This window comes from Zongyangia hominis, assembly GCF_014385095.1.
GTDB lineage: Bacteria > Bacillota > Clostridia > Oscillospirales > Ruminococcaceae > Zongyangia > Zongyangia hominis.
Map to the genome: position 1 here is coordinate 26,930 of NZ_JACRTC010000009.1, position 22,573 is coordinate 49,502.

Consider the following 22,573-nt stretch of genomic DNA (forward strand, 5'->3'; position numbering starts at 1 on the left):
GGCAACTCCTTTCATTTCATCAATTCTTTTAGTCTGTTCAGCTTGGCTTGCGCCGTTTCACGGCGGAAGTTCTCTCCCGTAAAGAGGATAGGGGCGCACATTTCCAAAAGGCGGTCATAAATCCGGGCATGGGCGGTGTCCAGCGGATTTTGCAGGCTGTCCAATGTCAGATTGGTGGTAACGATTAAGGGCTTGCGGCTGCGGTAGCGGCTGTCAATCACATTGTAGACCTGTTCTAAACCGTACTCTGTGCCGCGCTCCATTCCAAAATCATCAATGATAAGCAGAGGAAAGCGGCAAAGACGCTCGATATACTCGTTGCGCCCCTCAAAGCTGGCGGTCAGGTCATTCAAAATCGCAGAGAAGTTCGTCATGCGGACAGCGACTTCCTGCTCCATGAGGGCATTAGCGATACACCCGGCAAAATAGCTTTTTCCTGTGCCGACCTTGCCCCATAGCAGATAGCCGATATTTTCCTCGCGCATGATTTCCCAATGCTCCACATAGAAGTGTGCAATCTCCATTTGCGGGCATTTCCCGTTGTCATTGGCAAAAGTCCATTCCTGCATGGTGGGATTGGTAAATCCCCGGCGCTTCAAGTCCTCCACGGTATCAAGGTGCTTTCTGCGCTGCTCGGCGGCTTCACGCTCCAAACGCTGGGCTTTCTGGCAGTCACATTCTGCCGGGTGGCGGTCACGCCCAAACAGGGCGGCTTGCTTTTCCGGGAAGTAGGCTTCTTTCGGAGTGTGACACTTGCCGCAGTAAAGCAGTCCGTCCTCGCCCGTGTAGTCCTCCGGCTGTGGGGTAACAGCCGCCATATTCAAAACTCGTTCTGTAAACAGATTACTCATAAGCTCTCGCCCTCCTTGCAGGTGTATTCGGGTATGCCCTGTTTCGGGGCAGCCTTTGCGGTATCGTCTGCCGCCCATCTGCGGATAGTGGCGGCGTGGTTTTTATATTTCTTGCCCGTGGACGCGATATAGCCGGAAAGCCGCTCAATGTAGTACGCCCATTTTTCGGGCAGCTCCGCTTGCAGTTCGGAAAGCTCCGTATCAGTCAGAAATACATTCTCATATCTGCCATAGCTGCGGGCGGGGGCTTGTCCCTTTAACTCTCCCTCTTTTTCTAACTCTATATCTATCTCTTTCTTTATCTCTATCTCTGGTGGACGAATGTCGGACAAATGTCCGCCATTTGTCCGCGGCGGCAAAAGTGCCTTATTTTCAAGCCTTGCGGCGCGTTTCCGTTCCGCTTCGGTAGAGGATTGACCGATCATCAGCTCGATGTCGGTCATATAAAGCAGCCCGCAGTCAAGCTGCTCCACAAGCCCTAACTGCTGGAAGATGGCTAATGCCCGTTCCACCGTCCCGATTTGGTGACGGGTCAGCGTGGCTATCATCTGGGCGGTATAGGGGATATGCTCGTCAAGCTGCAATCTGCCGCCATTTTTCAACGATTTTAAGTACAGCTTCAAGAGGATATTGGAATACAAAATCCCGTCTTTCATGTCCTCCAACAGCACAATGGAATCGCTGTCGAAGAAGTTTTCTTTCAGTTTGAGGTAGTAATATTTGCGGTTATCTGCCATTGGCGGTGTCCTCCCTGTGTTTCCATCTCTTAGAGAAATACCGGGGGCAGAGGACGATAATCGCCCGGAAGCTCTGCTTGCAGCCGTGTGTGCAGCCCCGGCAAAGGTCATTGTAGGTAATACGGTTTCGGTGGTTGAGGAAAAAGCTCCATTCCAACCGCCGCTTTTTGCTCATGCGTGGCATTTCTCGCTCCTTTCTGCCGTTTCCGCTGGTATAAGCGGATAGGTCGGTAAAAATGTAGTTTCTCGGTGTCATTTTCGGGGATTTCCTGCGCTGTGCACCCCGTTTCAAAGGTGGGCAGTATTGCGGATAGGGTGCAGGGCATATCCCCGTTTTGGTATCGTTTCGGGGCGGTTTTTAACGCTCATGTTCGTGCTTTTTCTCTCTGTCTTTCTCTCCTTGCAGGATTTGAGAAAGATTGCTTTTCACGGTATGCAGCTCCTTGACACGGGCTTTTTTCTCCCGGTATTCGTTGTAATGGGCGTTCTTTTCGGCGGTAAGCCGCTCGATTTCCGCTTGCAGGGCTTTATGGCTTGGCAGCTTGGAAACGCCATGCGCCCGAAAATAACGGGTGGCTGCGTCCGCTATGATAAAATCGCTTTCGTGCCGTTCCCGGTAGGCGCTGCGGGCTTTTTCCGTTTTCTGCGCTTTCAGACCGTCACGGGCAGGCTTGGTCTTGGCATAGGCAAGCACCTGTGTCTGAAGCTCCTTTTTCTCCCGGATAGCAGCGTCCAGGGCTTTCAGCTTGGCGGTGCTGTCCTGTAAATCCGCATTGGCGGATACAAGGGCTGCGTCCAGCTCCTCCGGCGAATAGCCGTACTGCCCGTAGGCGGCAACGGTAGCCGCCATTTGTTTCAGATTGTGGACTGCCGCCCAGCAATCATAGCCCGCGCCCTTTCCCTCCGCTCGCTTCGCTGCCCGGTCAACCATGCGCTGAATACCGTCCTTTTCCGGGGTGGTTTGGACAGCTTTTTTGCCCTGCAAACGCTCCCTTATGTTGCGGGGGTATTCGGGTACGGTTGCGGTCTGCTCGGCGGCTCTGTGGGCGTTCTGTTCCAAAAGGGCAAGAACGGCAGCGCGGTCAAAATCATCTCCCAGCTTGCGGGCGGTAATGGGCTTTGTCCTGTCCGGCGTGAGGTAGGATAGCCGCCCTCGGCTCTCCTTGACAGTCACGCCCTGTTGCAAGAGAACGGCGGCGAACTCGCCATAGCTTGCGGCAGAGGACAGCGCGGTGCGTATGGTCTGCCGCAATTTTTCCTTGTCTGTTTCAAACTTCGTGGGCTTGGCTGTCTGCTCCTCGGCTGGCAAGGCGGCAGCTTCCTTGTCCAGCTTTGCCTGCCCTTTCCGCTGCGCCCAATACTCACGCTCGGTAATGCGGTTTTTGCTGCCATGCAAAAGGTCGATTTGATAGAGATTTTCCCGGTGGCACAGCTCCATGACTTCGGCTTTGAAGTATTCCATCGCCGCGTCTGTGCAGCGGTGTTTGCACCCGGTGCGGGTGTCTGCCGGTCTGTCCATGTAAGGCAGGAACGGAACTTCCTCTATCCGCAGAGAATTGATAACGATATGCACATGGATATTGCCGCTGTGGTTGTGTCCGTCCGGGTGGGTGCAGACAATGGCTTGGTGTCCGGGAAACTGCTTCCGGCAAAATTCCTCGCCCAACGCCTGCGCCCGGTCTACGGTCAAACCGTTGTCCACCGCGTCCCGTGGGTCAAAGCTGATAATGTAGTGGTGGCTTTTTACATCTTCCCGCTTCTGGTTCTTCCCATAGCGGAGATTGGAGCGCATACAGGCAACGGCAAAATCCTCGTCGCCGCAGTTCAGCGTGGCTATTCGATAGTCCTCCCTGAGCATGAGCCGCCCGTTTTCATCAAGGGTGGGCTTCATGGTAAACTCGTCATGTTCAAAGGTGAGGTACTGCTCGGCTGCGCCATAATCCGCATTTTTAGAGCTGATATGTTTGAATGTTGCCAACAGCGTCACCTACCTTTCGCAGGACTTCAAACTTCAAGGCAGCAAGGTCAGAAATGGCGGCGCGGACTTCAACGGACAGGGCGTTGTATGGTGTGCCGTACTCGTTGAGGGCGCGGGCGATCTGATTGAGGTTGCCGCCGATTTTTCCGTATTCGGCGGTCAGCCTGCCAACGGCGGACAACAGTTCATCATTGACCGGGGAAACGGTAACGATGGGGCGAATGGTCGCCCGTGTAATGGCTTGCCGGATAAATTCGGCTTGGCTCATGTCATAGTGTTTCAGCCGCTCGGTAAAGTCGGCGTATTCTTCCTCGGTCATGCGGGTTTTGACCACATGGCAGCGGTGGGGTGTGTTGTATTTTTTCTTCAAGCGTTGACCTCCTTTCTCGCCCGACAGGGCGCATGAGCAGGGTTTGGGGAAGGCACTCCCCAACAAGATTTACCAAAGGGGCAAAACCGCAGATATGCGGATTTTGGCACCGTGGTAGAATCTTGCTCTAAAAAACTACCGCTTTCCTCGGCGGCTCTGGTTTGCGGATATACTGGCTTGCTCCACCAATATAGCGATTGCGGCGGCGTGTTCTGCCCGCTGTTCACCACTACAACGGTGAAAAGGGTGCGTTTTGGCAAACACAGCGGAAAATTTTTTATTTTCCCTGTCTGCTCCCTACAACAATCCAGCGGTGTGGTTTGCCAAAGATTTTTGAAAATGGGCGCAAAAAAAGCAGCAAACCTTTTTCAAGATTTACTGCTTATATGCCGCTGTGATGGGCGGCGGTATTAAATTGTCAGCGGTCAAAGCGGAACTTCAACAGGCTTTCTATCAGTTTCCTGACGATATGCTCCTGCATATCTGTGTTAATATGTCCGTCTATTTTCGCACAAGAGCGGATATATCCGGCATAATGGGATAGGACGGCGGCAACAGCTTCCGGGTCACCCTCGCTTGCCTTAACGATTGTTTCATAGGGAAGTAGCTGGCTCATAGGACAAACCCTCCAACTCTGCCCGTAGCCGCCGTAAAATCGTCTGAATACGCCGCCCGGTTGTGTTGCCAGCCCGTCCATATCTCCGTCCAATCTCCCTATGCGTCAATCGTTGGAAGTAGTACAGGAAAATGATTTCCTGCTCCATCCGTGATAATGCGGACAGGGCTGCGGCAAGCTCTGGACTTTCCAAAAGCACCATCTGACCACAGACGAAAAGCGGATAGCTGGTCATGCCGGATTGCTCCGCAAAGTATTTATCTGTGGTGCTGAATGGATAGTGTTTTTCTTCTATCAGATATTCAAGCGAGATTTCCCGTTTGCGGCGGCTGCGTATGCTCCGGGCTGCGTCTATGGCAGCATAGCGAATGACGGTCTTGCAAAAAACATCGTGTGTATGCTGGATATGTTCTTGATACTTTTCGTGTTCGGTCATGGAAAATCCCCCTTTCTGAATAATGGCAGAGGGCGGCAGCATTTTGTGCTGTCGCCCTCTTGATTACCGAACAGCAAAGACGGGCGGGGCTGTCAACGGCGGCGCTTTTGCGCCGTTCATCTTGACCGTTGACAGGCTCGGCTGGGTTTGCTATCTGTTCTGTTGATTTTAGCACGCAAAATCGTCATCGAATGGCGGTTTCATGTGTTCGGATTTATACGCTGAACAGTTATCTTTCACTCGAATAGTCAATAATGATTTTTTTGCAATCTTCGCACTTGAACGCAAATACGGTGTTGGAATTATCCGCTGCGCCATTGGAAAGGCAAGTGCTTCCCTTGCCCAAAGAAGAAAGTGATGCAACAAGCTGCTTCTTCAATGTCCAATACACGCCATCCCGACATTGGATATAACCCAATGTCATTTCTTTTTCACAATAAGGACACTTCATAAACTCTTTCCCCTTCCATCTTTCAAAGGCGTAAATCGCACGCGTTCTGTTTCATTTATCTCCGTCGCGCTTATTCTCTTTCATTGCCCGCAACAGGCAAAGTCCCATAGCCAAAACGGGCAGCAGCACCCGCAAGCACAAAAAGCCTTGCGGATCACCGAAATGAATATTTGCATCCAGAAGCAGTCCGGCTCCCCACGCTATCAGCGTAAAAACAATAGATGTGATGTACATAATAATATCTCCTTTTTACTTTCATCAATGAGTAAACGACTCTTTATAGGTTGCCGTTGTATCACCCGTTGTTGCTGTGATTTTCACATTATTTGTTCCGTTCTGCCGTGCAACAGGATACGGGATACTAATATCGACGGAATAGGCTTCACCCGGCTCTAATGTAACGGCTTCGGTTTCAAAGGCGTAATCCTCTCCGTTGAGAACAATTTGGGCAATCATATTCTTATCAAAGCTCACCGAATAATCGCCGATATTTTCAACGCTCCATGTGAATTTTAAGCCTTCTTCATCATATACGCCTGCGGTTGCCTTGCGTATCCCAATTTGTAGAGTATCATTTTGAGAAGTGCTTTCTTCTCCTGGCAGTTCACTCTCATTGACGGGAGTTGCTTCAAGTTCGTTATTCAAATTGTTCCAATAAGAGCCAATATCCGCACTCGTGAAATACTCAAAATCGCCTGATTCTGATTTCAAATTGCCGTTTTTAGCTCCATAGCAGGCGTAAATCAAATCGTAACTTGTCCCGTCTGAAAGGTTAAATCTAAAGCTGGTCACATCCGCTCCAGCAGTTTCCTCAGCCGTTTTGTCTTTTAGGGATAAGCCCTTGAACATATCATACAGGGTCTTTATATCACTTTCAGCAACGACTACTTTCTTTTCTGCTGATGCGGGCACTCCGTCGTAGTGGTACATTTCAACGCTTTCGACATCTTCAACCTCAAACGGGAAGTCGATATTGACCGTTTTTCCGTTACAGCCAACAAGCCCCAGCGTTAGGATCAGCGCAAAGATTAAGGCGGTTATCTTCTTCATTTCATTCTCCTTTTTGTATTTGATTATAGTCACTTTCCTTTTCATAAATGAAATCCTCCTTGTTTGTCATTGGGGTTTCATCCAATATAACGCACAAGGAGGAAAAAGGGGACAATATTTTTTGAATTATTTTTTCGTAATGCTTGCGGCGATCTTTGCCAGCTCGTCCGTATCAATAGAGCCGTAAACCGAGAGAAGCAGCCGTCCCGCTCAAAGCAGATATAGCTCATACCATCTTTCTGGAAGAAGTAGCCCGTCACCCCGCCTTTATCAAACGGCTCTATCTTTGTATTTTCGGTATCGAAATAAACCAGATTGTCTGACTGGGTAATCATAATTTCAAAGCTCTCGGCTTCGTTGATGGCATATTTATAGAGAACAATCCCCGGTTCCGTATTCGGCTGCTTAGTCGTATCTTGCAGAATTGCTCCGTCCGGGAGATAGCCAGCCTGATACTCGGTCAAGTCCTGCGGCTCGTCCAGCTCGTCACCGTGCAATTCAAAAATACTGTATTTTTCAAAGGTTTCGATTACCCACGAAATGACTCTTTCCCGGAATTGGGCATTTGCCACCATGCAGGTCGAGAATAGCAAGGTCAAAGTGATGGCCGCAACCGCAACGGTTTTCCAAACCTTTCTGAACGCAATATGTGTCCGGTTGTTTCCTGCCGCCTCATCATCCGCATCTTCTTCAAGTTCGTTGTGCAAATAGCCCTTTAAGGCAATATGACAGGCTTTCACGAAAGTATCATCGGGAATCATACAGCCTGCCTCAACGCCCATACTTGAAGATAGCAGTTCTTTGTAGAAGCGAAAGCGCCCCTTGGCATTTTCCAGATGGAAAAACATTTCTGTCTCCTCCGGGGATAAGCGGAAACAATATCTGCTCAACAGCAGGACGCGCCCCTGATGGGGCAGCAACAAGATTTTCTTGCTCAACTCATGGATCTGTTGTTGGTGCAAATCAATACAAGCGCAGTTGTCATTCTCAGCAGCCGCGAGGGTGTCTGCGGTCTTTTCAAAGCTGGTCGCCGCCGCTTCTTGAAGCAAAGCCTGCCAACTCATATCCATAGTTTTACCCTCCCTCATACAGTTTTCTGAGCTTCTTGACGAGCCGCTGTCCGCGTTTTTTAGCGGCATCCTCTGAAATGTTCAGTAGCTCTCCGATCTCTTTGTGTCCCATTTCCTCGGCGTACCGAAGATAGACAAAGCGCCGATCATCAGGGTCGAGCCGGTCTATCAACTCGGTCAGCTTACGCACATCGGCATTGTGAATACACTCGTCTGCGAGGTCATCGGAGCTTTCATCCGAAACGCAGTCCCAGCGGTCAAGGTGAACGCTCTGCTGGGAATGACGCAGCACATCAATGGAAGCGTTTTTCACTATGGTAACGCAGAAAGCGGTCATTTGGGGACAGGTTAATTCAGAAATTTTTTCGATGTTGTCCATAATCTTTACAAATGCGGTGGACACAACATCTTCTGCGGCTTCTTCTGATTTTACGATTTTGAAAGAAATGCGCTGGAAGTGTACACGATGCTCATGGAATATCCGCTCTACCAGCGCCCGCTGTTCATCATTCAAAACGCCAAATAGGAGTATCATCATAATAGGTTCCTCGTGGGTAATTCGTTGTAGCCTATCTTTATCGGGCAGGAAAACGCACTTACACAAGTGTTTTTCTCACGGCACGATATTTCAAATTATACCACAGAATAATCCTACGGAAAAGAGGTGGAAATGCCTTGTGGTTGCCTTGCTTCGGAATAGTGGCAGGGCTAGCTATCCTTGTTTTGCTTTGTGCTTCTCTACCGTACATGAGCATTCGCACCGGGGTTGTCGTTGCCGTAACCTTCCAGCAGGTTGATGACACCCCAGATGCCGAGACCAGCGCCCAGAGCGATAACGAGGGTCTGAAGAACGGTGATAGCCTGATTGAAAAATGCCATAAATTATAGTTAGCCGGAATCATTTGAAAAGTTTGATTTAGTCATTCATAGGCATACAAAAGCCGGAACAATCGGCACCCGGTTTCCGGGGCCTGATTCCGGCTGTCCTCCTTTTTTCATTATTTTTTGGTGATTGTCCGCTTTGTACGCCGATGGCCCCATCCGGGGCGGTTGAGGCGGGTAGATAAGATCACTCCTTTCACAGCGGAACAGATTTACACGCCCTCTGCGTCTACTTCATACACATCGTAGACCTCGTTGGGCTTGAGCTTGAGCCGGGTGGACAGGAACGCCTCGATGTCAAAGGCGTTCTTGGGGTCCGCGTCGGCGGTGTACGGGTAATTGGGGTGCTTGGTGATGTCGTACTTGTCCGAGAGGAAAGGCCGCACACCGCGCAGCTGGAGGATACACTTGCCGCCGTCCATGACGGCCAGTTCATCCTGGCTCATAAGCTCTTTGCCGAGCTTTTGGTAGTTAAGAGAATGGGATGTCTCGCGGCCCCGGCTCTCGCCGGTGTTGTAGGTGTCGATGGTCTCCTTGCCCAGCACGGCGGCCAGCTCCTTGAGGGTTGTCGGCTCTTTGCCGCCCAGGAAGATGGAGGTATCCATGTTGCCGATGATGGTATCGGCGTTGTCCTTGTAGATAGCTTTGAGCTGGGACTGTGCTTGCAGCACCAGGCAGGCGGAAATCTCACGGCTTCGGATGGTGGCAACCAGCTTTTCCAGCCGAGGGATCTGTCCAATATTGGCGGCCTCGTCAATGAGGCACCGCACATGGACCGGCAGCCGCCCGCCGTACACATCGTCCGCTTTTTCGCAGAGCAGATTGAACAGCTGGGTGTAGCACATGGAGATCAGGAAGTTAAAGCTATCGTCCGTGTCGCTCATAATCAAGAACAAGGCGGTTTTCCGGTCTCCCAGGGTATCCAGCTCCAGCTCGTCGTAGGCCGTGACCTCCCGCAGCTCCGCGATGTCGAACACGGCAAGGCGCGCACCGCAGGAAATCAGGATGGATTTTGCGGTTTTGCCAGAGACAAATTGTCAAGGACTTTTTAATCAAATTCACAAAAAAGCCACAAAAAAGTGCCAGAAGCAGATTTTAGCTCCTGACACTTTTGCGGATGGGTTATTTGCTCCTGCTTAACAGTTCGTCGCAAAGGTACGCATATTCCGGCAGTTGGCCGATATAGGGTTTCCAGCGCCGCTTAATCTCGGCCAGTTCCAGCGGATCGGCGTCCTCGAAGTCATGGTCGTTTCCGGTCATTCCAAAAACATCCAGTGCTATATCATTCAAGCACTCATAACAAAGGCCAGCAGCGGACTCTATCCAGTTGCCGGTATCAATATAGACTGGGTCGATAGATATTGCCAGCCACACATAGCCGACCTTGTCCGACCAAACCAAATCATAAGCAGTCATTTGTTGGATGTGTTTCTCGAACACTTTACGGACGCGCTCAATCTCATTTTTCTCTTTTTCTGTGTACAGCATTTTCATGTCCTCCTTGGCTAAAAGTTTTGGCGTGTACCATCATCAGTTTAACACAAGGCGGCTTCGTTTATCAGTCTGTCACATCTGCTGAATTTCATTTTTGAGCATACGCTTGATTTTATCGCTCATGGTTTCTGTGCTGGTATTGCTGAAATGGACATGAACCTTGTAGGTTGTCTTGCCGATTTTCTTTACCATCGCTGGCGTGTTTTCCGGCGCTCTGGACGCAGTAGCGGCGTCTGCCACCTGCATAGTACGGGGTTCTTTGTTCATGGCGCTCCTTTCTCCGAACGGGTCTGTGCCGCCCGATAAAAAATCAGTCGTGCTTACTGTTTACAATGTCTTTTGCTGTCTGTCGGGTAGCACCGGCATTTTCTTCCCGGAAATTCTTCCCGTCAAAAAGAATCGGCGCACACCGTTCCAGAATACGGTCATAGATACGGGCGTGAGCCAGATCAGGCGGGTTTTTCAACTCGGACAGTTTCAAGTTTGTTGTGATAATCATGGGTCTGCGGCTGCGATAGCGGCTGTCGATGACGAAAAACATCTGCTCCATAGCATATTCGGTACTGCGCTCTACACCCAGATCGTCAATGATAAGCAGGTCGTACTCGTCAAAGCTGGCGATAAAGTCGGCCCTGTCCTCGAAAAACATTCCCGTCAGACGGTTCAGGATGGTGGGGAAGTTCGTCATCAGCACCGGCACATCCCGGTCAAGCAGGGCGTTGGCAATACAACCGGCGAAAAAGGACTTGCCGGTTCCTACATCCCCGAACAACAGCAGGCCGGTGTTGTTTTTATATGCTTCTTTCCAGTTCTCCACATAGGCATGAGCCTTGTCCATCAATGGGTTTTGCCCGTTATCATTGGAAAATGTGTAGTCATACAGATAACGGTCTTGCAAGCCCTGTGCCTTTCGGCGTTTGATACGCTCCATGCGGCGCTGCCGTTCTTCAGCAGTCTTGCGCTGTTCCTCGGCCTCCCGCTGGCACTGGCAGATACAGCGGGGCATGAAGTAGCCTGGTTTTCCAAAGCATGGCACAACGGTCTGCCTCTGTCCGCCGCATTTCTTACAGTGGATGAGACCGTCTGACGGATCTATATACTCGTCCTCAGCCAGTTCCACACCGGCAGCTGCCTTGTCGATGAACGCCCGGATTTCTGCGGTAATCTCAATCATACAGTTTCATCCTCCTTTACGCTGTAATCCCGGTTGCGTGAGGGTGTGATCGTTTTTTTAGCATCCTCACCGGCCCAGCGCCGGATGGTGGCGGCATGGCTCTGATACCGCTTGCCGGTAGAAGCCATGTACTCGGACAGCTTTTCGATGTACTGGCCCCATACAGTGGGAAAGCTGGCCTGTAAGTCTGCCAGTTCCCCGTCCGTCAGGAAAACATTCTGGTAACGGCCATAGGCGTGGGCGCTCTCACTCTCTCTATTCTCTATACTCTTATCTCTAATATCTAATCTCTTATCTCTAATCTCTGGTGGACAAATGTCCCCCTGGCTATATGGTGGACAAATGTCCGCCCCGCCGGATGGGAGCAGTTTTTGACGCTTCAATCGCATACGCTCTTTCTTTTTCCGTTCCCCCTCGGTAGAGGATTGGCCGATCAGCAGTTGGATGTCGGTCATGTAGTAGGCCCCATCGGTCAAAATCTCCACAAGGCCAAATTCAAGGAACACCTTCAAGGCCCGTTCCACCGTCCCCACCTGATGGCGGGTAAAGGTGGCGATGGTCTGGGGCGTGTGGGGCAGATGGTCATTGAGCATGAGGATACCGCCGCTTTTGAGTGACATGAGGTACATTTTCAGCAGCAGATTGGAGTACAGCAGGCCATCCTGCATACTCTCCAAAATAACCATCGTTTCGCTGTTGTAGAAGTTTTCTTTCAGTTTGAGGTAGTAATATTTTCGATTGTCTGACATAGGCTTCCTCCTTGGGGTTTATTTCAGGGGTCTGTATGCCTTTAGAGGGCCGTTTTGGGGGCCAGAGGATAAATCTATCAGGCCCCCAGCGACACCCTCGAAAAAAGCCTTGATTTACAAGGGGTTTTCAGCCCCTAAAGCGTGACATTTCGCCCTTTGTTTCCGCTTGCGCTTTGCGGCGTTGACCCGCTTCATGCGTGCGGCACATTCCGGGCAGTATTTGGCCCGGTTGGAGCCGGGGGTGAACAGCGCCCCGCAGACGGCGCACCGTTTGGCGTCCAGGCGGTGGAACAGGGCCGTTTCCAGTTCTCTGTCCAGCGGCAGCACCGCCGCCCGGAACCACCGGCACAACAGGGAGTAGGAAATGGACTGGACGCAGACACATTCCTCCCCATCATCCAGCGCGATACAGTGGCCGCCGTCATAGTTGCAGCACTCATGTACCAGCCGCCGCGCTCTGCGGTACTGGCGGTAGTCCATGACGGGGACGGGTTCAGGCTTGCTTTTTTTCATGCTGGCACTTCCCACACCCGCCGCAGTTGCCGCAGCCCTGGCAGGCATGGGCCTCCGGCTCCGGGCCGGTGGGCGCGTCTGCCGATTCCGGCTGCAAGAGGGCATGGGGCAGGCGGATATTCAGGTGGATAGTGACGGGCAAAATAATTTGCTTCATACAGTGACCTCCTTCAATGAATTTACTGTTAAATATTCGTGCAAAGTATTGTTTTCTTCGTGCAAATGGCATATACTAAAAGTACCAGCAGAAAGGGGTTGATGATATGGCTGGAAATACCACAAACATCAGCATCCGCATGGACGCGGATTTGAAGGCACAGGCCGACGCCCTGTTTGCGGAACTCGGCATGAATTTATCCACGGCGTTCAACATCTTCGTGCGCCAGTCGCTTCGTGAGGGCGGCATTCCCTTTGAGGTGAAGCTGGAACAGCCCAACAAGGAAACGATTGCTGCCATGCTGGAAGCGGAAAGGATTGCAAAAGACCCGTCTGTAAAGGGATACAATGACCTTGACGAGTTGTTTGCCGACCTGAAAAAATGAGGAAAACAAAGTACACCGTCAAGTACACGACCAGTTTCAAAAAAGACTACAAACGAGCCATCAAGCGTGGCTTGAAGATCGAGCTGCTGGAGCAGGTCGTAGCGTTGCTGGCAATGGGCGAGCCGCTGCCGGATAAGAACCGTGACCATGACCTGTCCGGCGATTGGGCAGGCCATCGGGAATGTCACATTCTCCCGGACTGGCTGCTTGTCTACCGCATAGAAGATGATGTTCTGGTGCTGACGCTGGCCCGCACCGGCACACACAGCGACTTGTTCGGCAAATAAACCGACTGCCGCCGTATGGGGAAACCTGTACGGCGGTTTTTCTGTGTGCAAAAGGGTGTCGTGAAACGCGACGCACCTAAAAGGGGTACGCCAAACCGCGGTAGCCCTTACCGCTCCGGCCCCCGGTCGCGGGGCTTGTCCCGTTCCTGCCGGGCCAGTTGGTCGGCGGCCTTGCGGAGCCGTTCCACAGCTTTTAGCTCCTCCCGCATAGCTTTCATGTCGATGCTGTCCACCTGTTTCTGGGCGGTCAACAGGTCGATCTCACGCCGCCATTCCTTCGGGGTGATTTCTTCGCCGCTGGCTTTCAGTTCTTTCAGATACCGGGCCGCCGCGTCATAGAGGATCAGTTCCCGGCTGTGGCGCTGTTCAAACTGTTCCCGTTTTTCCGGCTTTACTTTGGCAAGCTGCTTGTGGATGGACTTGTACTGGTTGTACTGTTCCCACATCTCCCCGCGCTCGGTAAGGGTAGTGATCCGGCGCTCGGCCTTGACGATCTTTCCCCGCAGGTCATAGTAACGGCTGTTCATATCAGCGATTTTTTCATGAAGCTGCTGCATAGACTGGATGCCGTTTGTCTGCAAAAAGCTGAACAGGGCGGCGCTCTCCTGCAAAGCTCGGATTTTGCCGGTGCGGGTGTCAGGCCGCTTGAGCTGCTGCTGGGCCTCCCACAAGTCAATCATGCTGGGCTGCTGACCCTCCGGCTTTTCGGCTTCGGCCTTAGACCAGTTGTAAAGACGGGTAATGCGGGCTTTGATTTCTTTCAGCAGCTTGTTGTCGGCGGCAATCTGCCGGTTTACTTCTCCCTTGTCGGTGCGGATACCGCGCTTTTCCATTTGGCTGGCGGCTGGCCCCAGATGGACAGAGGGAATTTTATCAATGCCCTGCCGCTTGTAGCTACGGTGGTCAATGCGCCCCGGTCTACCGGCAGATTCCAGCGCCCGGTTGGTGTAGGCTGCCCACGCTGCCCGCCAAATCTCCACATTTCCTTTATCGTTCCAATCGGTTGTATCCTCACGATGATTTTTCCAGCCGCCTTTCCCATCCGGGATACGCTGTCCATTCTCGTCCAGATCGTATGCCTTGCGGCACTTTGCGCCCCACTGTCCATTTTCTTTCAGAGGCCGGAGCGTCAGCATGATATGGACATGAGGGTTGCCGGTTCCCTTGTCATGGATAGCAAAGTCGGCACACATTCCTTTGTCTACAAAGTTGTCCTTCACATAGGCACGCACAAGGGCGAGCTGTTGTTCGCCGGACAGTTCACGGGGCAGGGCTGCTTCAATCTCGCGGGCAAGCTGGCTGTCCCTTGCTTTCTCGATTTGCTCCACGCTGTTCCAGAGGATAGATCGGTCTGCAAATTCCGGCGGCGCGTGGGCAGGCAGCATGATCTCCGCATGGACAATGCCGCCTTTCCGGGTGTAGTCGTGGGTCATTCCATCCCATTCATTTGTCAGCTTGGTTCCGCTGCGGTAAGCAGCTGCGGCAACAGCAGAACGGCCTGCGCTGCGCTTGATAATACTGACGGGGATATGACAGAAATCTATGGGGAACACCTCCTTTCAGTGAGTGGATAACAGGCTCTGTGGAGCCGGACAAGCGCAAAGCGGGTGTTTGGCTGCGCAGAGCGCACAAGGGGTTTGGGGAGCGTAGCTTCCCATCGCGGACGAAGTACGCAACGCCCCCGGCAGGGCGCACAGCCCCGGCAACGGTGTATAAGTGCGCCCTTAGTAAACAAGGGACTTATGGCGTGTCCCCGGATTTTGGCAGGTTTGCAGTCAATTCCACAGCCCCCGGAAGATGGGACAGGGCAATCAGAAATGCTTTGACCTCTGCGCCGGAAAGGTTGGGAGCCAGCGGAAAAATCCCCTCCAAAATGGCTCCGCGCTCAATCAGGCGGCGGGTGCGAACCCTGCGTTCTTCGTTCCGCTGCTTGTTCTCTAAAATCTTCTTGCGGTTTTCAAGTTGCCGGATCTCCTTCAGGACTTTCTCCCGTTCTTCTTTTGAGGGGTGGGCTGTAATTATTTCGTTCATGTCATGCACCTCTTTTCTTTGGAAACGCTCATAGATTGACCGGCCATTTCTGACGCGCAAAGTACCGGCGCAGTCTCCGCAATGCGGCATGGATGGATTTTCCCGCCTGTGATGGCGTGATACCCTCCATTGCGGCAATATCTTTCACTTTCATACCCAGCATATAGCGGGCATGGACACGGCGAGCCTGCATAGGCGGCAGGGAAGAAATGGCTTCATACAATCGCCGTATCAGTTCTTCGTATTCGGCTAATTCTTCTTTTTCTATCAGGTAGTCCTCCGGTGATGGCTGCGCCCAGCCGATGGCGGCATTTTCGATTCCATCGTTACAATCGAGGGAATAAAACGCCTTATACCGGAACATCTTGCGATCTCTGGCGGCCTCGGCTCTCTTGTCCAGAAGAAACGCTTCGACGATCTCATCGGACACCTCCACACAAATGTCCTCTTTGCAAAATGGATAATATTGTTTGAGATTGATGGTCTGCATAGGCACGCCCTCACTCTGTTTGAAAAAGGTCATCATAGCAGCGGCGCATATTCCGCAGACCTCGACGGATGGCAACGCTGACCTTGCTGCTGTGGACGCCCTCTCTCCGGGAGATTTCCGGCTGCTTGATACCAGTAATGTAGTAGGCGTGAACACGGCGGGCCTGTGTCGGAGTGGCATGAGCCAGAGCCATCGGCAGAGCTGCAATCAGGTGCAGGCGGGTGGTCATTTCTTCTCGTTCCAGCAAAATATCTTCCGGCGATCTGCTGTGTTCCAGCGCGTAATTTTCCAGCCAGCTGTATGCGTCCAGAGAGTAGTAGGCGCAGTGGTAGACTTTCCGGCGCTCATAGTTCTCCATCTCCCGCTTGGCCTGATATATCGCTGCCCATACCTCGTCCGTAACATCCACAAACTCGTCATGCCGGTAGTGGGGATACATCCACCGCAGATTGATTGTTTTCATAGGCTTACCTCCTGAAAATCGGAGAGGCGGACAGCTCGTCCGCTGTCCGCCCCTCGCTGAGATAAGGGAAATGATCCCTTTCACTTGGTAGCCAGAAAACAGGTCATTCGTTAAGCCTGTTCTCAAAGAAATTTATAAATTTTTTTCTGACCGCCTCCACACTTTGATAAACAGCCACTTTGGAGCAGCCGCACAGCACACCGATCTCTGCAAGGCTCAGCCCGTCAAGCGCATAGAGCAGGAACCGGCGGCGCTGGGCCTCGGTACAGGTGTCCAGAACAGCCATCAGATCATGCAGCGTTTCCATGCGGCAAAGGTATTCCTCCGGCGTTTCGCTGTAAACGCCCACGCCCTCGGTAAAAGCTATGTACTCGTCAAACTCCCGCCCGTCCCAATGCCGCCGCTGTTCATGGGCAAGGTTTTCCGTTTTGTGATCGGCCCGGTCAAGAAATTCATAGACTTCCAGCGTAACCTCCACGGCCACAGCTTGTCCGTTATAATTGATGGTAACTTCCATCTGCCTTTCCTCCATTCAGATTTTTTTGGTAAATCTGAATGAGGCGGCGGGGCGCGGCACCGGGGATAAAGTTCGGGCCATGCTGACCCGATGTTCCGGCTCCACAGGTATGAAAAAACGCCCGGACAGCAGAAAGCTATTCGAGCGCAAAAACTCCAATATTCACTTACAGAATGACAATTTTCGCACCGGCTGCCAGACGGGGCCTGTTCGTTGACTGGGCTTTTTTTGACGGTAGTGAAATATCGTCTGAATTTGTCGGCGGTCAATGTGCTTCATGGCGGTTCCCTCCTAAAGCCGCCGTGTCAGCGTGTAGTCGTCACTCCTTTGTCGAGGGCATAAGGAACGGCGGCCTTGATGTTACTCAAAACCGCCGCAGTACCCGGAAAATCCATTTTGGGCGCACAAAGCTGCCTGCCCTGCAACGGTTTTTTCCTTTCCCCGTCTTGCGGGGCAGGATCGCTTGGCTTATTCGGTTTTAGTCTTGCTCTTGTTCGACTGCCTCTTTCAGCCGGTCAAAACTCTCATCGCTGATGATGTGTTCAATACGGCAGGCATCGGCCTCCGCAGTTTTGGGGTCAACGCCTGCGGTGATAAGCTGCTCAGTAAAGAAGCAGTGACGCTCGTAGATTTTTTCGGCTACCTCGCGGCCCACATCGGTCAGATGGAGAAAGTGATCTTCGTCCATCATAAGAAAGCCGCCGTCCCGCAAGGTAGCCACTGCATGGCACACGCTGGGCTTTGACACCTCCATGTGCCGGGCCACATCTACGGAGCGCACCATACCGCGTTTCTTTTGGAGAACAAGGATGGTTTCCAGGTAGTCCTCCCCGGACGCATGAAGTTTCATCTGAACCTCCTTTACTGAGCCAGCTTCCAGCCGATGGCCTCTTGTCTGGCCGATACAAAGTCAGCATACAGGCCCTTCTGCTGGATCAGCTCCGCATGAGTGCCGCGCTGGACGATATGAGCGTTGTCCAGTACAAGGATCTGATCGGCGTTGCGGACGGTTTTCAGCCGGTGGGCAATCATGATGATAGTCTTGTCATGGGTCAATGCCTCGATAGCCCGCTGCAATTCATCCTCATTCTCCGGGTCAACACTGCTTGTCGCCTCGTCCAAAATGATGATGGGTGCGTCCTTCAGCATGGCGCGGGCGATGGAAATCCGCTGTTTCTCGCCGCCGGACAAAGTACCGCCTCCCTCGCCAATCACGGTGTCATAGCCATCCGGCAGGGCAGAAATAAAGTCATGGCAGCAAGCCTTCTTCGCCGCCTCAACCACCTGCTCATGGGTGGCGTCCGGGCAGCCAAACTTGATATTGTTCTCAATTGTATCTGCAAAGAGGTATACGCTCTGGAACACCATCGAGATATTTTTCATCAGGCTGTCCAGCTTAAAATCTCGTACATCCGTACCGCCTATGGTAATCTTCCCGGCATTCACATCCCAAAAACGGGCAATCAGGTTGCACATCGTTGTCTTTCCTGCCCCGGAAGGGCCGACAATGGCCGTAGTCGTTTTTTCGGGAATGGTAAAGCTGACCTGATCTAATATCTTGCGGTCTGCGTAGGAAAAATCCACCTTGTCAAACACGATCTCGCTGGACTTCGGCGTAATGTCAGCGCCTTTCTCGTCCATCACCGGCGTGTCATCAATGGAGTTTGCCGTATCCATCGAGGCCGCCAGCATTTGCAGCAAAGAGGCCATATTCCCGGCGTTCTCCAAATCGTTGAACACCATGAAAGAAGCAATCACCAAAATCAGACCGTAGGCCAGCGGCAGGGAGCCGTCCAGCCAGAACCAGACCGAGGCTAAAAGCAACAGGACGCTGAACACTCGGACAACAGCCTGTTTGATAGCGTCATAGGGAACGCTGGCCTTTGTCAGTTTCAGGTTGTCCCGGCAGCTCGCCTTAATTGCACTGCCAATAGACTGCGTGCTGTCCCGTTCAAGACCAAATGCTTTAACAATCCCCATGCCCTGAATGTACTCCAACACGGACTCTACAAGGGACTCCTGTGTGTGCTGACGCACCCCGCTGAGCGCGGCAGATTTGCGAAGAGCCAGTTCCGCCGCCGCAAGGTAAATCAGGACACCGGCAGCGGCCACAAGACCGATCCGCCAGTCAAATACCAACAGGACGATGACGAGGGCAACCGAGTTGAAAAAACCGCCCAGCACTGACACCAGAACACGAGCTGCTGAGTTCTCTACATCGCCCAAAGTTGTTGTGACAATGGCGGTAATATTCCCGATACTATTCTTGTTGAAGTAGCCCATCGGGATGTAGCGCAGCCGATCTCCGATGTGGATACGCTTTTCCGCCACCATGCAATAGCCGGTTTCCGTCTGCTCCATCGTGGAAAAATAGGTCGTGATGATACGCCCAATGAGGGAAACGGCCATAATTCCCAGCGAAATGCAGATAAACTTTCCGTCCCGGTTGTCAGATACCAGTGCACCAATTACCACAAAGAGGGCGGCAAACTGCATGGCTGAAAACAGCCCGGACAGGAATGAGAATAACAGGGATTTTTTTAGAAGCCCCTTTTTGCTGCCTGCAAAAGCAAAGATTTTTTTCAATGTTCCATACATCTGACAACACCCCCTTACATCTGGTCTTTCGCGCCGATGTGCGCCTGCCACATATCCCGGTAGAGGGGGCAGGTTTCCAGCAACTTCTCATGCGTACCCTGTGCGTGGATGGTTCCATCCTTCACCACAACGATGTTATCTGCGCCAACAATGGTAGACAGCCGGTGTGCAATCACAATCAGGGTCTTGCCGACAGTTAAAGTGGAAATGGCTTTCTGCACCAGCGCCTCATTCTCTGGGTCGATATAGGCAGTTGCCTCGTCCAAAATGACAACCGGCGCATTTTTCAGCATGGCGCGGGCGATGGCAATCCGCTGGCGTTCACCGCCGGAAAGATGGGAACCGGCGCTGCCGACAACCGTATCATAGCCATTATCCAGCTTGCGGATAAAGGCGTCGCAGCCGCTTTGTTTGGCCGCCTGCTCCACCTCTGCGTCCGTGGCACTGGGTCTTCCCATGCGGATATTCTCCCGGATACTGCGGTTAAACAGGTAGTTGTCCTGAGATACATAGGAAATCTGGTCTGCAATTTCAGACAGCGGCATATCCTTCAGCTCATGGCCGCCGAGGGTAATGCTGCCGGATGTAACATCCCAATACCCGGCAATCAGCTTTGCCACCGTAGACTTGCCGGAGCCGGACGGCCCTACAAGGGCGGTCATGGTTCCGGGGTGGATGGCGAGATTCACATCATGCAAAACCTCTGTTGTCCCGTCATAGGAAAACGACACAGACCTAAGAGAAATGCCGGTATCTTCCAGCTTGATCGGCGTTTCTTTATGGTTCAGTTCTTCGGCGTTCAGAAGCTGGCTGATTTCTTCCACATTTGTCCCCAGTACAGCCAAATCGTCCGTAAAGGTAAAGGCCGCAATAATCGGCCCAATCAGCCCCAGCGAGAAAATCACAATGGATAGGAAGGTGGAAAGCTCCAGACTGCCGGAGAGCCAGAATGCAAAACCGCAGGGCAGCACGCAAATCAGTACTGAGGGCAGGATGGCGTTGTAGGCGCTCATGGTTTTCTGGTTTTCCCGCATCCAGTCCACATAGTAGTTGGCGTTATAATTCACCGCGTCAGAATATTTTTTGTAGGAACCGGCGGATTGGCTGAACGCCTTTACCACCTCAATCCCGCCTATGTACTCTACAATGGCATTTGCCATCTGCTTGCCTGCCTTGACAGCACCCTCCCATTTGACGGGATAATTCTTCATACCGGCAGACATGACAGCAAGGCCCACCACCAGCGTAACAAGGGACAGGAGCGCCATGCGCCAGTCCAAAAGGAACAGGTACACGGCGATTACAAGCGGCACCAGCACATTTGCGGTCATTTCCGGGATCAGGTGTGCGAAGGTCGATTCCATGCCTTCCACCCGGTCAACAATCGTCATTTTATACTGGCCGGACGGAGTATCTAAAATCGTCCCCATCGGGACGCGAGCCAGCTTTGCGGTGATATTCTCCCGCAGATCACGTAGCGTGTAATAGGTCGCTGTGTGGGAAATCGTTGTAGAAAGACAGGAAAACAGCACCTTCCCAAAGTAGCCGCACAATGCAATAATACCAGCGGTCACATAGCGGGATAAATTCTGTTCCCCAGACAACATCATTGTGACAATATGCGCCACGCAGAAATAGGGCACCATCTGGCAGGCCACGCCTAATACCGCAAGGATAACACTGCCGATGAATTTTCCATGATAGGGCTTGCTCCATCCCCATAAGACGCCTATGGGCGACTCTTTCTTTTCCTCCTTCATTCTGTGGACACCTCCTTCTTCATATCACTCAGGAAAAACTTTAGCAGGCGTTTTCGGCCATCGCTGTCCTCTATGGAATAACTTTCCTGAATTTGCCCATTTTCTAAGTGAAGGACATAATTGCAACAGCGTAGAATAAATTCCGGGTCATGCGTTACCACAAGCGCGGTTCTTCCGGCATTTGCCACCTGATTGACAACATTAGCGACCTGCCTCATGTGAAACAGGTCAAGGCCGCTGGTCGGTTCATCGAATAAAATCAAAGGGCGCTCCGAAGCAATCGCAGAGGCAACCGCCACGCGCTGCTTTTGGCCGCCGGACAGTCCCATCGGGTGGCAGTCCTCATAAGGCAGCAGGTCCATCTCCTGCAAGATTTCTCTTGCCCTCTGCTTATCCTCAGTTCCCATACTGAGCAGAATTTCATCCAGAACACTTTCGGTAAAGAGTTGGTGGTTCACATCCTGCATGACCATATAGCAGAGTTTCAATCGTTCTTTTCTGGAATAAGTCTTGCTCTGATCCTGCACTGTTCCCTTGAAGTGCTTTTCCAATCCGCATAGACACCGGGCAAATGTGGATTTTCCAGCACCATTATGTCCGATGATGGCCGTGGCGCTGCCGGATGGGAAAGAGGTTTCCGTTATATGCAAGGTTTCCGGCTCATGCTTATAGGCGAAGGACACATTCTTTATCGTCCAAACCGCCTCATTCATTCTCTGCGGCGTGCCTTCAACTTCTGAAAGCCCCGCAAGATCAAGAGGGCGCAATCCCATATCATCGCGCTGTCTTGCCGACAGGCCGCAAAATTCCTCTGCTGTATAATCACCTTCGATTTCTCCATCTTTTAGGTACAGGACACGGTCAAAGAGGCCGGACAGATAATACAGCCGATGTTCAGAGATGATGATGGTCTTTCCCTGCGATTTCAAAGTAAAGAGTAGCTGTCGAAAATCAGCGATAGCGTATGCGTCAAGGTTGGATGATGGCTCATCAAGCACATAAATATCCGGGTCAATCGCCGCTGCCGATCCGCAGGCGATTTTTTGCTTTTCACCGCCGGACAAAGAAAAAATACTTCTATCAAGCAGCGGCTCCAACTTTAGCTGTGCAGCTACACGCTTTACACGGTCACGCACAAGATCTTCCGCTATGCCGTGATTCTCTGGGCCGAAAGCCAGTTCGCTGGTCGTGTCCACATTGAAAAACTGAGAACGCGGATTTTGAAATACAGAACCGACTTTCAGAGAAATATCAAACAGTGACAGGTCACGGGTATCCTTTCCATCCAGATAGACGGAGCCGGTATAAGTCCCCTCATGATAATGGGGGATCAAGCCGTTAAACAACCGGGTCATGGTTGTTTTCCCACAGCCGGAAGTCCCGCAGAGCAGGACAAAAGAACCGTCCTCAATAGTGCAGGAAATATGTTTCAAAGCGCCACCGGCCTGCCTCTCACTGTCGGGAAGGGTACTGGCAGGATAAGAAAAGGACACATCTTGACATTCAATCATTTC

General features: G+C 52.0%; 29 protein-coding genes and 3 pseudogenes. 3 read left to right on the plus strand and 29 right to left on the minus strand.

The window, feature by feature from the left end; genetic code table 11:
* Nucleotides 1-11 precede the first annotated feature (11 nt).
* From H8709_RS10660 to H8709_RS10680, 5 genes are all read right to left on the minus strand, one after another.
* A complete protein-coding gene (locus H8709_RS10660; RefSeq protein WP_008402238.1) occupies nucleotides 12-851 on the minus strand; it encodes an ATP-binding protein in 840 nt (279 codons plus the stop codon).
* Nucleotides 848-1,588, minus strand: coding sequence for a phage replisome organizer N-terminal domain-containing protein (locus tag H8709_RS10665; RefSeq protein ID WP_117530275.1), 741 nt, complete (start codon nucleotides 1,586-1,588; stop codon nucleotides 848-850). Before H8709_RS10665 ends, H8709_RS10660 begins: the two co-directional genes overlap by 4 nt.
* A complete protein-coding gene (locus tag H8709_RS10670; RefSeq protein ID WP_006573562.1) occupies nucleotides 1,578-1,772 on the minus strand; it encodes a hypothetical protein in 195 nt (64 codons plus the stop codon). Before H8709_RS10670 ends, H8709_RS10665 begins: the two co-directional genes overlap by 11 nt.
* A gap of 174 nt (nucleotides 1,773-1,946) precedes the next feature.
* Nucleotides 1,947-3,566: a relaxase/mobilization nuclease domain-containing protein gene (locus tag H8709_RS10675; RefSeq protein ID WP_262398345.1), complete on the minus strand. Its 1,620-nt coding sequence runs from the start codon at nucleotides 3,564-3,566 to the stop codon at nucleotides 1,947-1,949.
* Complete coding sequence (locus H8709_RS10680) at nucleotides 3,538-3,936, minus strand: plasmid mobilization protein (RefSeq protein ID WP_040647222.1); 399 nt, start codon at nucleotides 3,934-3,936, stop codon at nucleotides 3,538-3,540. The genes H8709_RS10675 and H8709_RS10680 overlap by 29 nt, the downstream gene beginning before the upstream one ends.
* 111 nt (nucleotides 3,937-4,047) lie before the next feature.
* On the opposite strand from H8709_RS10680, the gene H8709_RS10685 reads away from it, so the two are divergent.
* Nucleotides 4,048-4,350: a hypothetical protein gene (locus H8709_RS10685; protein ID WP_262398346.1), complete on the plus strand. Its 303-nt coding sequence runs from the start codon at nucleotides 4,048-4,050 to the stop codon at nucleotides 4,348-4,350.
* A gap of 4 nt (nucleotides 4,351-4,354) precedes the next feature.
* Here H8709_RS10685 and H8709_RS10690 read toward each other — a convergent pair whose 3' ends face one another.
* The 15 genes and pseudogenes from H8709_RS10690 to H8709_RS10755 form a co-directional block, all read right to left on the minus strand.
* Nucleotides 4,355-4,552, minus strand: coding sequence for a helix-turn-helix domain-containing protein (locus tag H8709_RS10690; protein WP_262398347.1), 198 nt, complete (start codon nucleotides 4,550-4,552; stop codon nucleotides 4,355-4,357).
* Entirely contained in the window at nucleotides 4,530-4,988 is a 459-nt protein-coding gene (locus H8709_RS10695; RefSeq protein ID WP_449354616.1) for an RNA polymerase sigma factor, read from the minus strand. The genes H8709_RS10690 and H8709_RS10695 overlap by 23 nt, the downstream gene beginning before the upstream one ends.
* A gap of 229 nt (nucleotides 4,989-5,217) precedes the next feature.
* Entirely contained in the window at nucleotides 5,218-5,439 is a 222-nt protein-coding gene (locus H8709_RS11895) for a PF20097 family protein (protein WP_117541246.1), read from the minus strand.
* Between the two features lie 51 nt (nucleotides 5,440-5,490).
* The gene (locus H8709_RS10700) at nucleotides 5,491-5,673 is read right to left on the minus strand and encodes a hypothetical protein (RefSeq protein ID WP_262398349.1); all 183 of its coding nucleotides are present in this window, start codon (nucleotides 5,671-5,673) and stop codon (nucleotides 5,491-5,493) included.
* A 363-nt stretch (nucleotides 5,674-6,036) separates the two neighbouring features.
* Nucleotides 6,037-6,417 (minus strand): annotated as a pseudogene (locus tag H8709_RS10705) (zf-HC2 domain-containing protein); the annotation flags it as partial.
* 149 nt (nucleotides 6,418-6,566) lie between these two features.
* A complete protein-coding gene (locus tag H8709_RS10710; protein WP_262398350.1) occupies nucleotides 6,567-7,559 on the minus strand; it encodes a DUF4367 domain-containing protein in 993 nt (330 codons plus the stop codon).
* Between the two features lie 4 nt (nucleotides 7,560-7,563).
* Nucleotides 7,564-8,097, minus strand: coding sequence for an RNA polymerase sigma factor (locus H8709_RS10715; protein WP_117541252.1), 534 nt, complete (start codon nucleotides 8,095-8,097; stop codon nucleotides 7,564-7,566).
* 212 nt (nucleotides 8,098-8,309) lie between these two features.
* A pseudogene (locus H8709_RS10720) lies at nucleotides 8,310-8,438 on the minus strand (Maff2 family mobile element protein); the annotation flags it as partial.
* A gap of 215 nt (nucleotides 8,439-8,653) precedes the next feature.
* A pseudogene (locus H8709_RS10725) lies at nucleotides 8,654-9,478 on the minus strand (VirD4-like conjugal transfer protein, CD1115 family); the annotation flags it as partial.
* An 85-nt stretch (nucleotides 9,479-9,563) separates the two neighbouring features.
* Nucleotides 9,564-9,929: a hypothetical protein gene (locus H8709_RS10730; RefSeq protein WP_055195003.1), complete on the minus strand. Its 366-nt coding sequence runs from the start codon at nucleotides 9,927-9,929 to the stop codon at nucleotides 9,564-9,566.
* 78 nt (nucleotides 9,930-10,007) lie between these two features.
* A complete protein-coding gene (locus H8709_RS10735) occupies nucleotides 10,008-10,181 on the minus strand; it encodes a transposon-encoded TnpW family protein (protein WP_005924807.1) in 174 nt (57 codons plus the stop codon).
* A 64-nt stretch (nucleotides 10,182-10,245) separates the two neighbouring features.
* Nucleotides 10,246-11,109 carry an ATP-binding protein gene (locus H8709_RS10740; protein ID WP_262398351.1) on the minus strand — a complete coding sequence of 288 codons (864 nt, stop codon included), beginning with the start codon at nucleotides 11,107-11,109 and terminating at the stop codon, nucleotides 10,246-10,248.
* Nucleotides 11,106-11,858 carry a phage replisome organizer N-terminal domain-containing protein gene (locus H8709_RS10745; RefSeq protein ID WP_173699793.1) on the minus strand — a complete coding sequence of 251 codons (753 nt, stop codon included), beginning with the start codon at nucleotides 11,856-11,858 and terminating at the stop codon, nucleotides 11,106-11,108. The genes H8709_RS10740 and H8709_RS10745 overlap by 4 nt, the downstream gene beginning before the upstream one ends.
* 114 nt (nucleotides 11,859-11,972) lie before the next feature.
* Entirely contained in the window at nucleotides 11,973-12,371 is a 399-nt protein-coding gene (locus H8709_RS10750; protein WP_262398352.1) for a cysteine-rich VLP domain-containing protein, read from the minus strand.
* Entirely contained in the window at nucleotides 12,352-12,528 is a 177-nt protein-coding gene (locus tag H8709_RS10755; RefSeq protein ID WP_172674966.1) for a hypothetical protein, read from the minus strand. The genes H8709_RS10750 and H8709_RS10755 overlap by 20 nt, the downstream gene beginning before the upstream one ends.
* 106 nt (nucleotides 12,529-12,634) lie before the next feature.
* Here H8709_RS10755 and H8709_RS10760 point away from each other — a divergent pair, with 106 nt between their 5' ends.
* Both H8709_RS10760 and H8709_RS10765 read left to right on the plus strand, forming a co-directional pair.
* Entirely contained in the window at nucleotides 12,635-12,913 is a 279-nt protein-coding gene (locus tag H8709_RS10760) for a type II toxin-antitoxin system RelB/DinJ family antitoxin (RefSeq protein WP_003509354.1), read from the plus strand.
* A complete protein-coding gene (locus tag H8709_RS10765; protein ID WP_117142327.1) occupies nucleotides 12,910-13,200 on the plus strand; it encodes a type II toxin-antitoxin system YafQ family toxin in 291 nt (96 codons plus the stop codon). Before H8709_RS10760 ends, H8709_RS10765 begins: the two co-directional genes overlap by 4 nt.
* Before the next feature lie 107 nt (nucleotides 13,201-13,307).
* On the opposite strand, the gene mobQ is transcribed toward H8709_RS10765, so the two are convergent.
* The 9 genes from mobQ to H8709_RS10810 all read right to left on the minus strand — a co-directional run bounded on the left by mobQ (nucleotide 13,308) and on the right by H8709_RS10810 (nucleotide 22,570).
* Nucleotides 13,308-14,753, minus strand: a complete 1,446-nt coding sequence (gene mobQ, locus H8709_RS10770; RefSeq protein WP_262398353.1) for a MobQ family relaxase — start codon at nucleotides 14,751-14,753, stop codon at nucleotides 13,308-13,310.
* A gap of 187 nt (nucleotides 14,754-14,940) precedes the next feature.
* On the minus strand, nucleotides 14,941-15,231 hold the full coding sequence (locus H8709_RS10775; protein ID WP_262398354.1) for a DUF3847 domain-containing protein: 291 nt from the start codon (nucleotides 15,229-15,231) through the stop codon (nucleotides 14,941-14,943).
* Between the two features lie 28 nt (nucleotides 15,232-15,259).
* Nucleotides 15,260-15,721 carry an RNA polymerase sigma factor gene (locus tag H8709_RS10780; protein WP_262398355.1) on the minus strand — a complete coding sequence of 154 codons (462 nt, stop codon included), beginning with the start codon at nucleotides 15,719-15,721 and terminating at the stop codon, nucleotides 15,260-15,262.
* A gap of 10 nt (nucleotides 15,722-15,731) precedes the next feature.
* Entirely contained in the window at nucleotides 15,732-16,184 is a 453-nt protein-coding gene (locus H8709_RS10785) for an RNA polymerase subunit sigma-24 (RefSeq protein WP_262398356.1), read from the minus strand.
* A gap of 103 nt (nucleotides 16,185-16,287) precedes the next feature.
* On the minus strand, nucleotides 16,288-16,701 hold the full coding sequence (locus tag H8709_RS10790) for an RNA polymerase sigma factor (protein ID WP_262398357.1): 414 nt from the start codon (nucleotides 16,699-16,701) through the stop codon (nucleotides 16,288-16,290).
* A 478-nt stretch (nucleotides 16,702-17,179) separates the two neighbouring features.
* The gene (locus tag H8709_RS10795) at nucleotides 17,180-17,551 is read right to left on the minus strand and encodes a metal-dependent transcriptional regulator (protein ID WP_055200208.1); all 372 of its coding nucleotides are present in this window, start codon (nucleotides 17,549-17,551) and stop codon (nucleotides 17,180-17,182) included.
* 11 nt (nucleotides 17,552-17,562) lie between these two features.
* A complete protein-coding gene (locus H8709_RS10800; protein ID WP_262398358.1) occupies nucleotides 17,563-19,299 on the minus strand; it encodes an ABC transporter ATP-binding protein in 1,737 nt (578 codons plus the stop codon).
* Nucleotides 19,300-19,313: 14 nt separating this feature from the next.
* Complete coding sequence (locus H8709_RS10805; protein WP_262398359.1) at nucleotides 19,314-21,059, minus strand: ABC transporter ATP-binding protein; 1,746 nt, start codon at nucleotides 21,057-21,059, stop codon at nucleotides 19,314-19,316.
* Complete coding sequence (locus tag H8709_RS10810) at nucleotides 21,056-22,570, minus strand: ABC transporter ATP-binding protein (protein ID WP_262398360.1); 1,515 nt, start codon at nucleotides 22,568-22,570, stop codon at nucleotides 21,056-21,058. Before H8709_RS10810 ends, H8709_RS10805 begins: the two co-directional genes overlap by 4 nt.
* Between the last annotated feature and the right edge of the window lie 3 nt (nucleotides 22,571-22,573).

What these genes read in the sequence shown, in the direction of transcription:
- H8709_RS10735 (WP_005924807.1), bottom strand. Translation starts at nt 10,181, where the DNA reads ATGCAGGTGGCAGACGCCGCTACTGCGTCCAGAGCGCCGGAAAACACG.
- H8709_RS10690 (WP_262398347.1), bottom strand. Translation starts at nt 4,552, where the DNA reads ATGAGCCAGCTACTTCCCTATGAAACAATCGTTAAGGCAAGCGAGGGT.
- H8709_RS10775 (WP_262398354.1), bottom strand. Translation starts at nt 15,231, where the DNA reads ATGAACGAAATAATTACAGCCCACCCCTCAAAAGAAGAACGGGAGAAA.
- H8709_RS10740 (WP_262398351.1), bottom strand. Translation starts at nt 11,109, where the DNA reads ATGATTGAGATTACCGCAGAAATCCGGGCGTTCATCGACAAGGCAGCT.
- H8709_RS11895 (WP_117541246.1), bottom strand. Translation starts at nt 5,439, where the DNA reads ATGAAGTGTCCTTATTGTGAAAAAGAAATGACATTGGGTTATATCCAA.
- H8709_RS10810 (WP_262398360.1), bottom strand. Translation starts at nt 22,570, where the DNA reads ATGATTGAATGTCAAGATGTGTCCTTTTCTTATCCTGCCAGTACCCTT.
- H8709_RS10695 (WP_449354616.1), bottom strand. Translation starts at nt 4,988, where the DNA reads ATGACCGAACACGAAAAGTATCAAGAACATATCCAGCATACACACGAT.
- H8709_RS10730 (WP_055195003.1), bottom strand. Translation starts at nt 9,929, where the DNA reads ATGCTGTACACAGAAAAAGAGAAAAATGAGATTGAGCGCGTCCGTAAA.
- H8709_RS10800 (WP_262398358.1), bottom strand. Translation starts at nt 19,299, where the DNA reads ATGTATGGAACATTGAAAAAAATCTTTGCTTTTGCAGGCAGCAAAAAG.
- H8709_RS10665 (WP_117530275.1), bottom strand. Translation starts at nt 1,588, where the DNA reads ATGGCAGATAACCGCAAATATTACTACCTCAAACTGAAAGAAAACTTC.
- H8709_RS10670 (WP_006573562.1), bottom strand. Translation starts at nt 1,772, where the DNA reads ATGCCACGCATGAGCAAAAAGCGGCGGTTGGAATGGAGCTTTTTCCTC.
- H8709_RS10755 (WP_172674966.1), bottom strand. Translation starts at nt 12,528, where the DNA reads ATGAAGCAAATTATTTTGCCCGTCACTATCCACCTGAATATCCGCCTG.
- H8709_RS10660 (WP_008402238.1), bottom strand. Translation starts at nt 851, where the DNA reads ATGAGTAATCTGTTTACAGAACGAGTTTTGAATATGGCGGCTGTTACC.
- H8709_RS10745 (WP_173699793.1), bottom strand. Translation starts at nt 11,858, where the DNA reads ATGTCAGACAATCGAAAATATTACTACCTCAAACTGAAAGAAAACTTC.
- H8709_RS10795 (WP_055200208.1), bottom strand. Translation starts at nt 17,551, where the DNA reads ATGAAACTTCATGCGTCCGGGGAGGACTACCTGGAAACCATCCTTGTT.
- H8709_RS10715 (WP_117541252.1), bottom strand. Translation starts at nt 8,097, where the DNA reads ATGATGATACTCCTATTTGGCGTTTTGAATGATGAACAGCGGGCGCTG.
- H8709_RS10710 (WP_262398350.1), bottom strand. Translation starts at nt 7,559, where the DNA reads ATGGATATGAGTTGGCAGGCTTTGCTTCAAGAAGCGGCGGCGACCAGC.
- H8709_RS10790 (WP_262398357.1), bottom strand. Translation starts at nt 16,701, where the DNA reads ATGGAAGTTACCATCAATTATAACGGACAAGCTGTGGCCGTGGAGGTT.
- H8709_RS10700 (WP_262398349.1), bottom strand. Translation starts at nt 5,673, where the DNA reads ATGTACATCACATCTATTGTTTTTACGCTGATAGCGTGGGGAGCCGGA.
- H8709_RS10780 (WP_262398355.1), bottom strand. Translation starts at nt 15,721, where the DNA reads ATGCAGACCATCAATCTCAAACAATATTATCCATTTTGCAAAGAGGAC.
- H8709_RS10765 (WP_117142327.1), top strand. Translation starts at nt 12,910, where the DNA reads ATGAGGAAAACAAAGTACACCGTCAAGTACACGACCAGTTTCAAAAAA.
- H8709_RS10760 (WP_003509354.1), top strand. Translation starts at nt 12,635, where the DNA reads ATGGCTGGAAATACCACAAACATCAGCATCCGCATGGACGCGGATTTG.
- H8709_RS10805 (WP_262398359.1), bottom strand. Translation starts at nt 21,059, where the DNA reads ATGAAGGAGGAAAAGAAAGAGTCGCCCATAGGCGTCTTATGGGGATGG.
- H8709_RS10750 (WP_262398352.1), bottom strand. Translation starts at nt 12,371, where the DNA reads ATGAAAAAAAGCAAGCCTGAACCCGTCCCCGTCATGGACTACCGCCAG.
- H8709_RS10785 (WP_262398356.1), bottom strand. Translation starts at nt 16,184, where the DNA reads ATGAAAACAATCAATCTGCGGTGGATGTATCCCCACTACCGGCATGAC.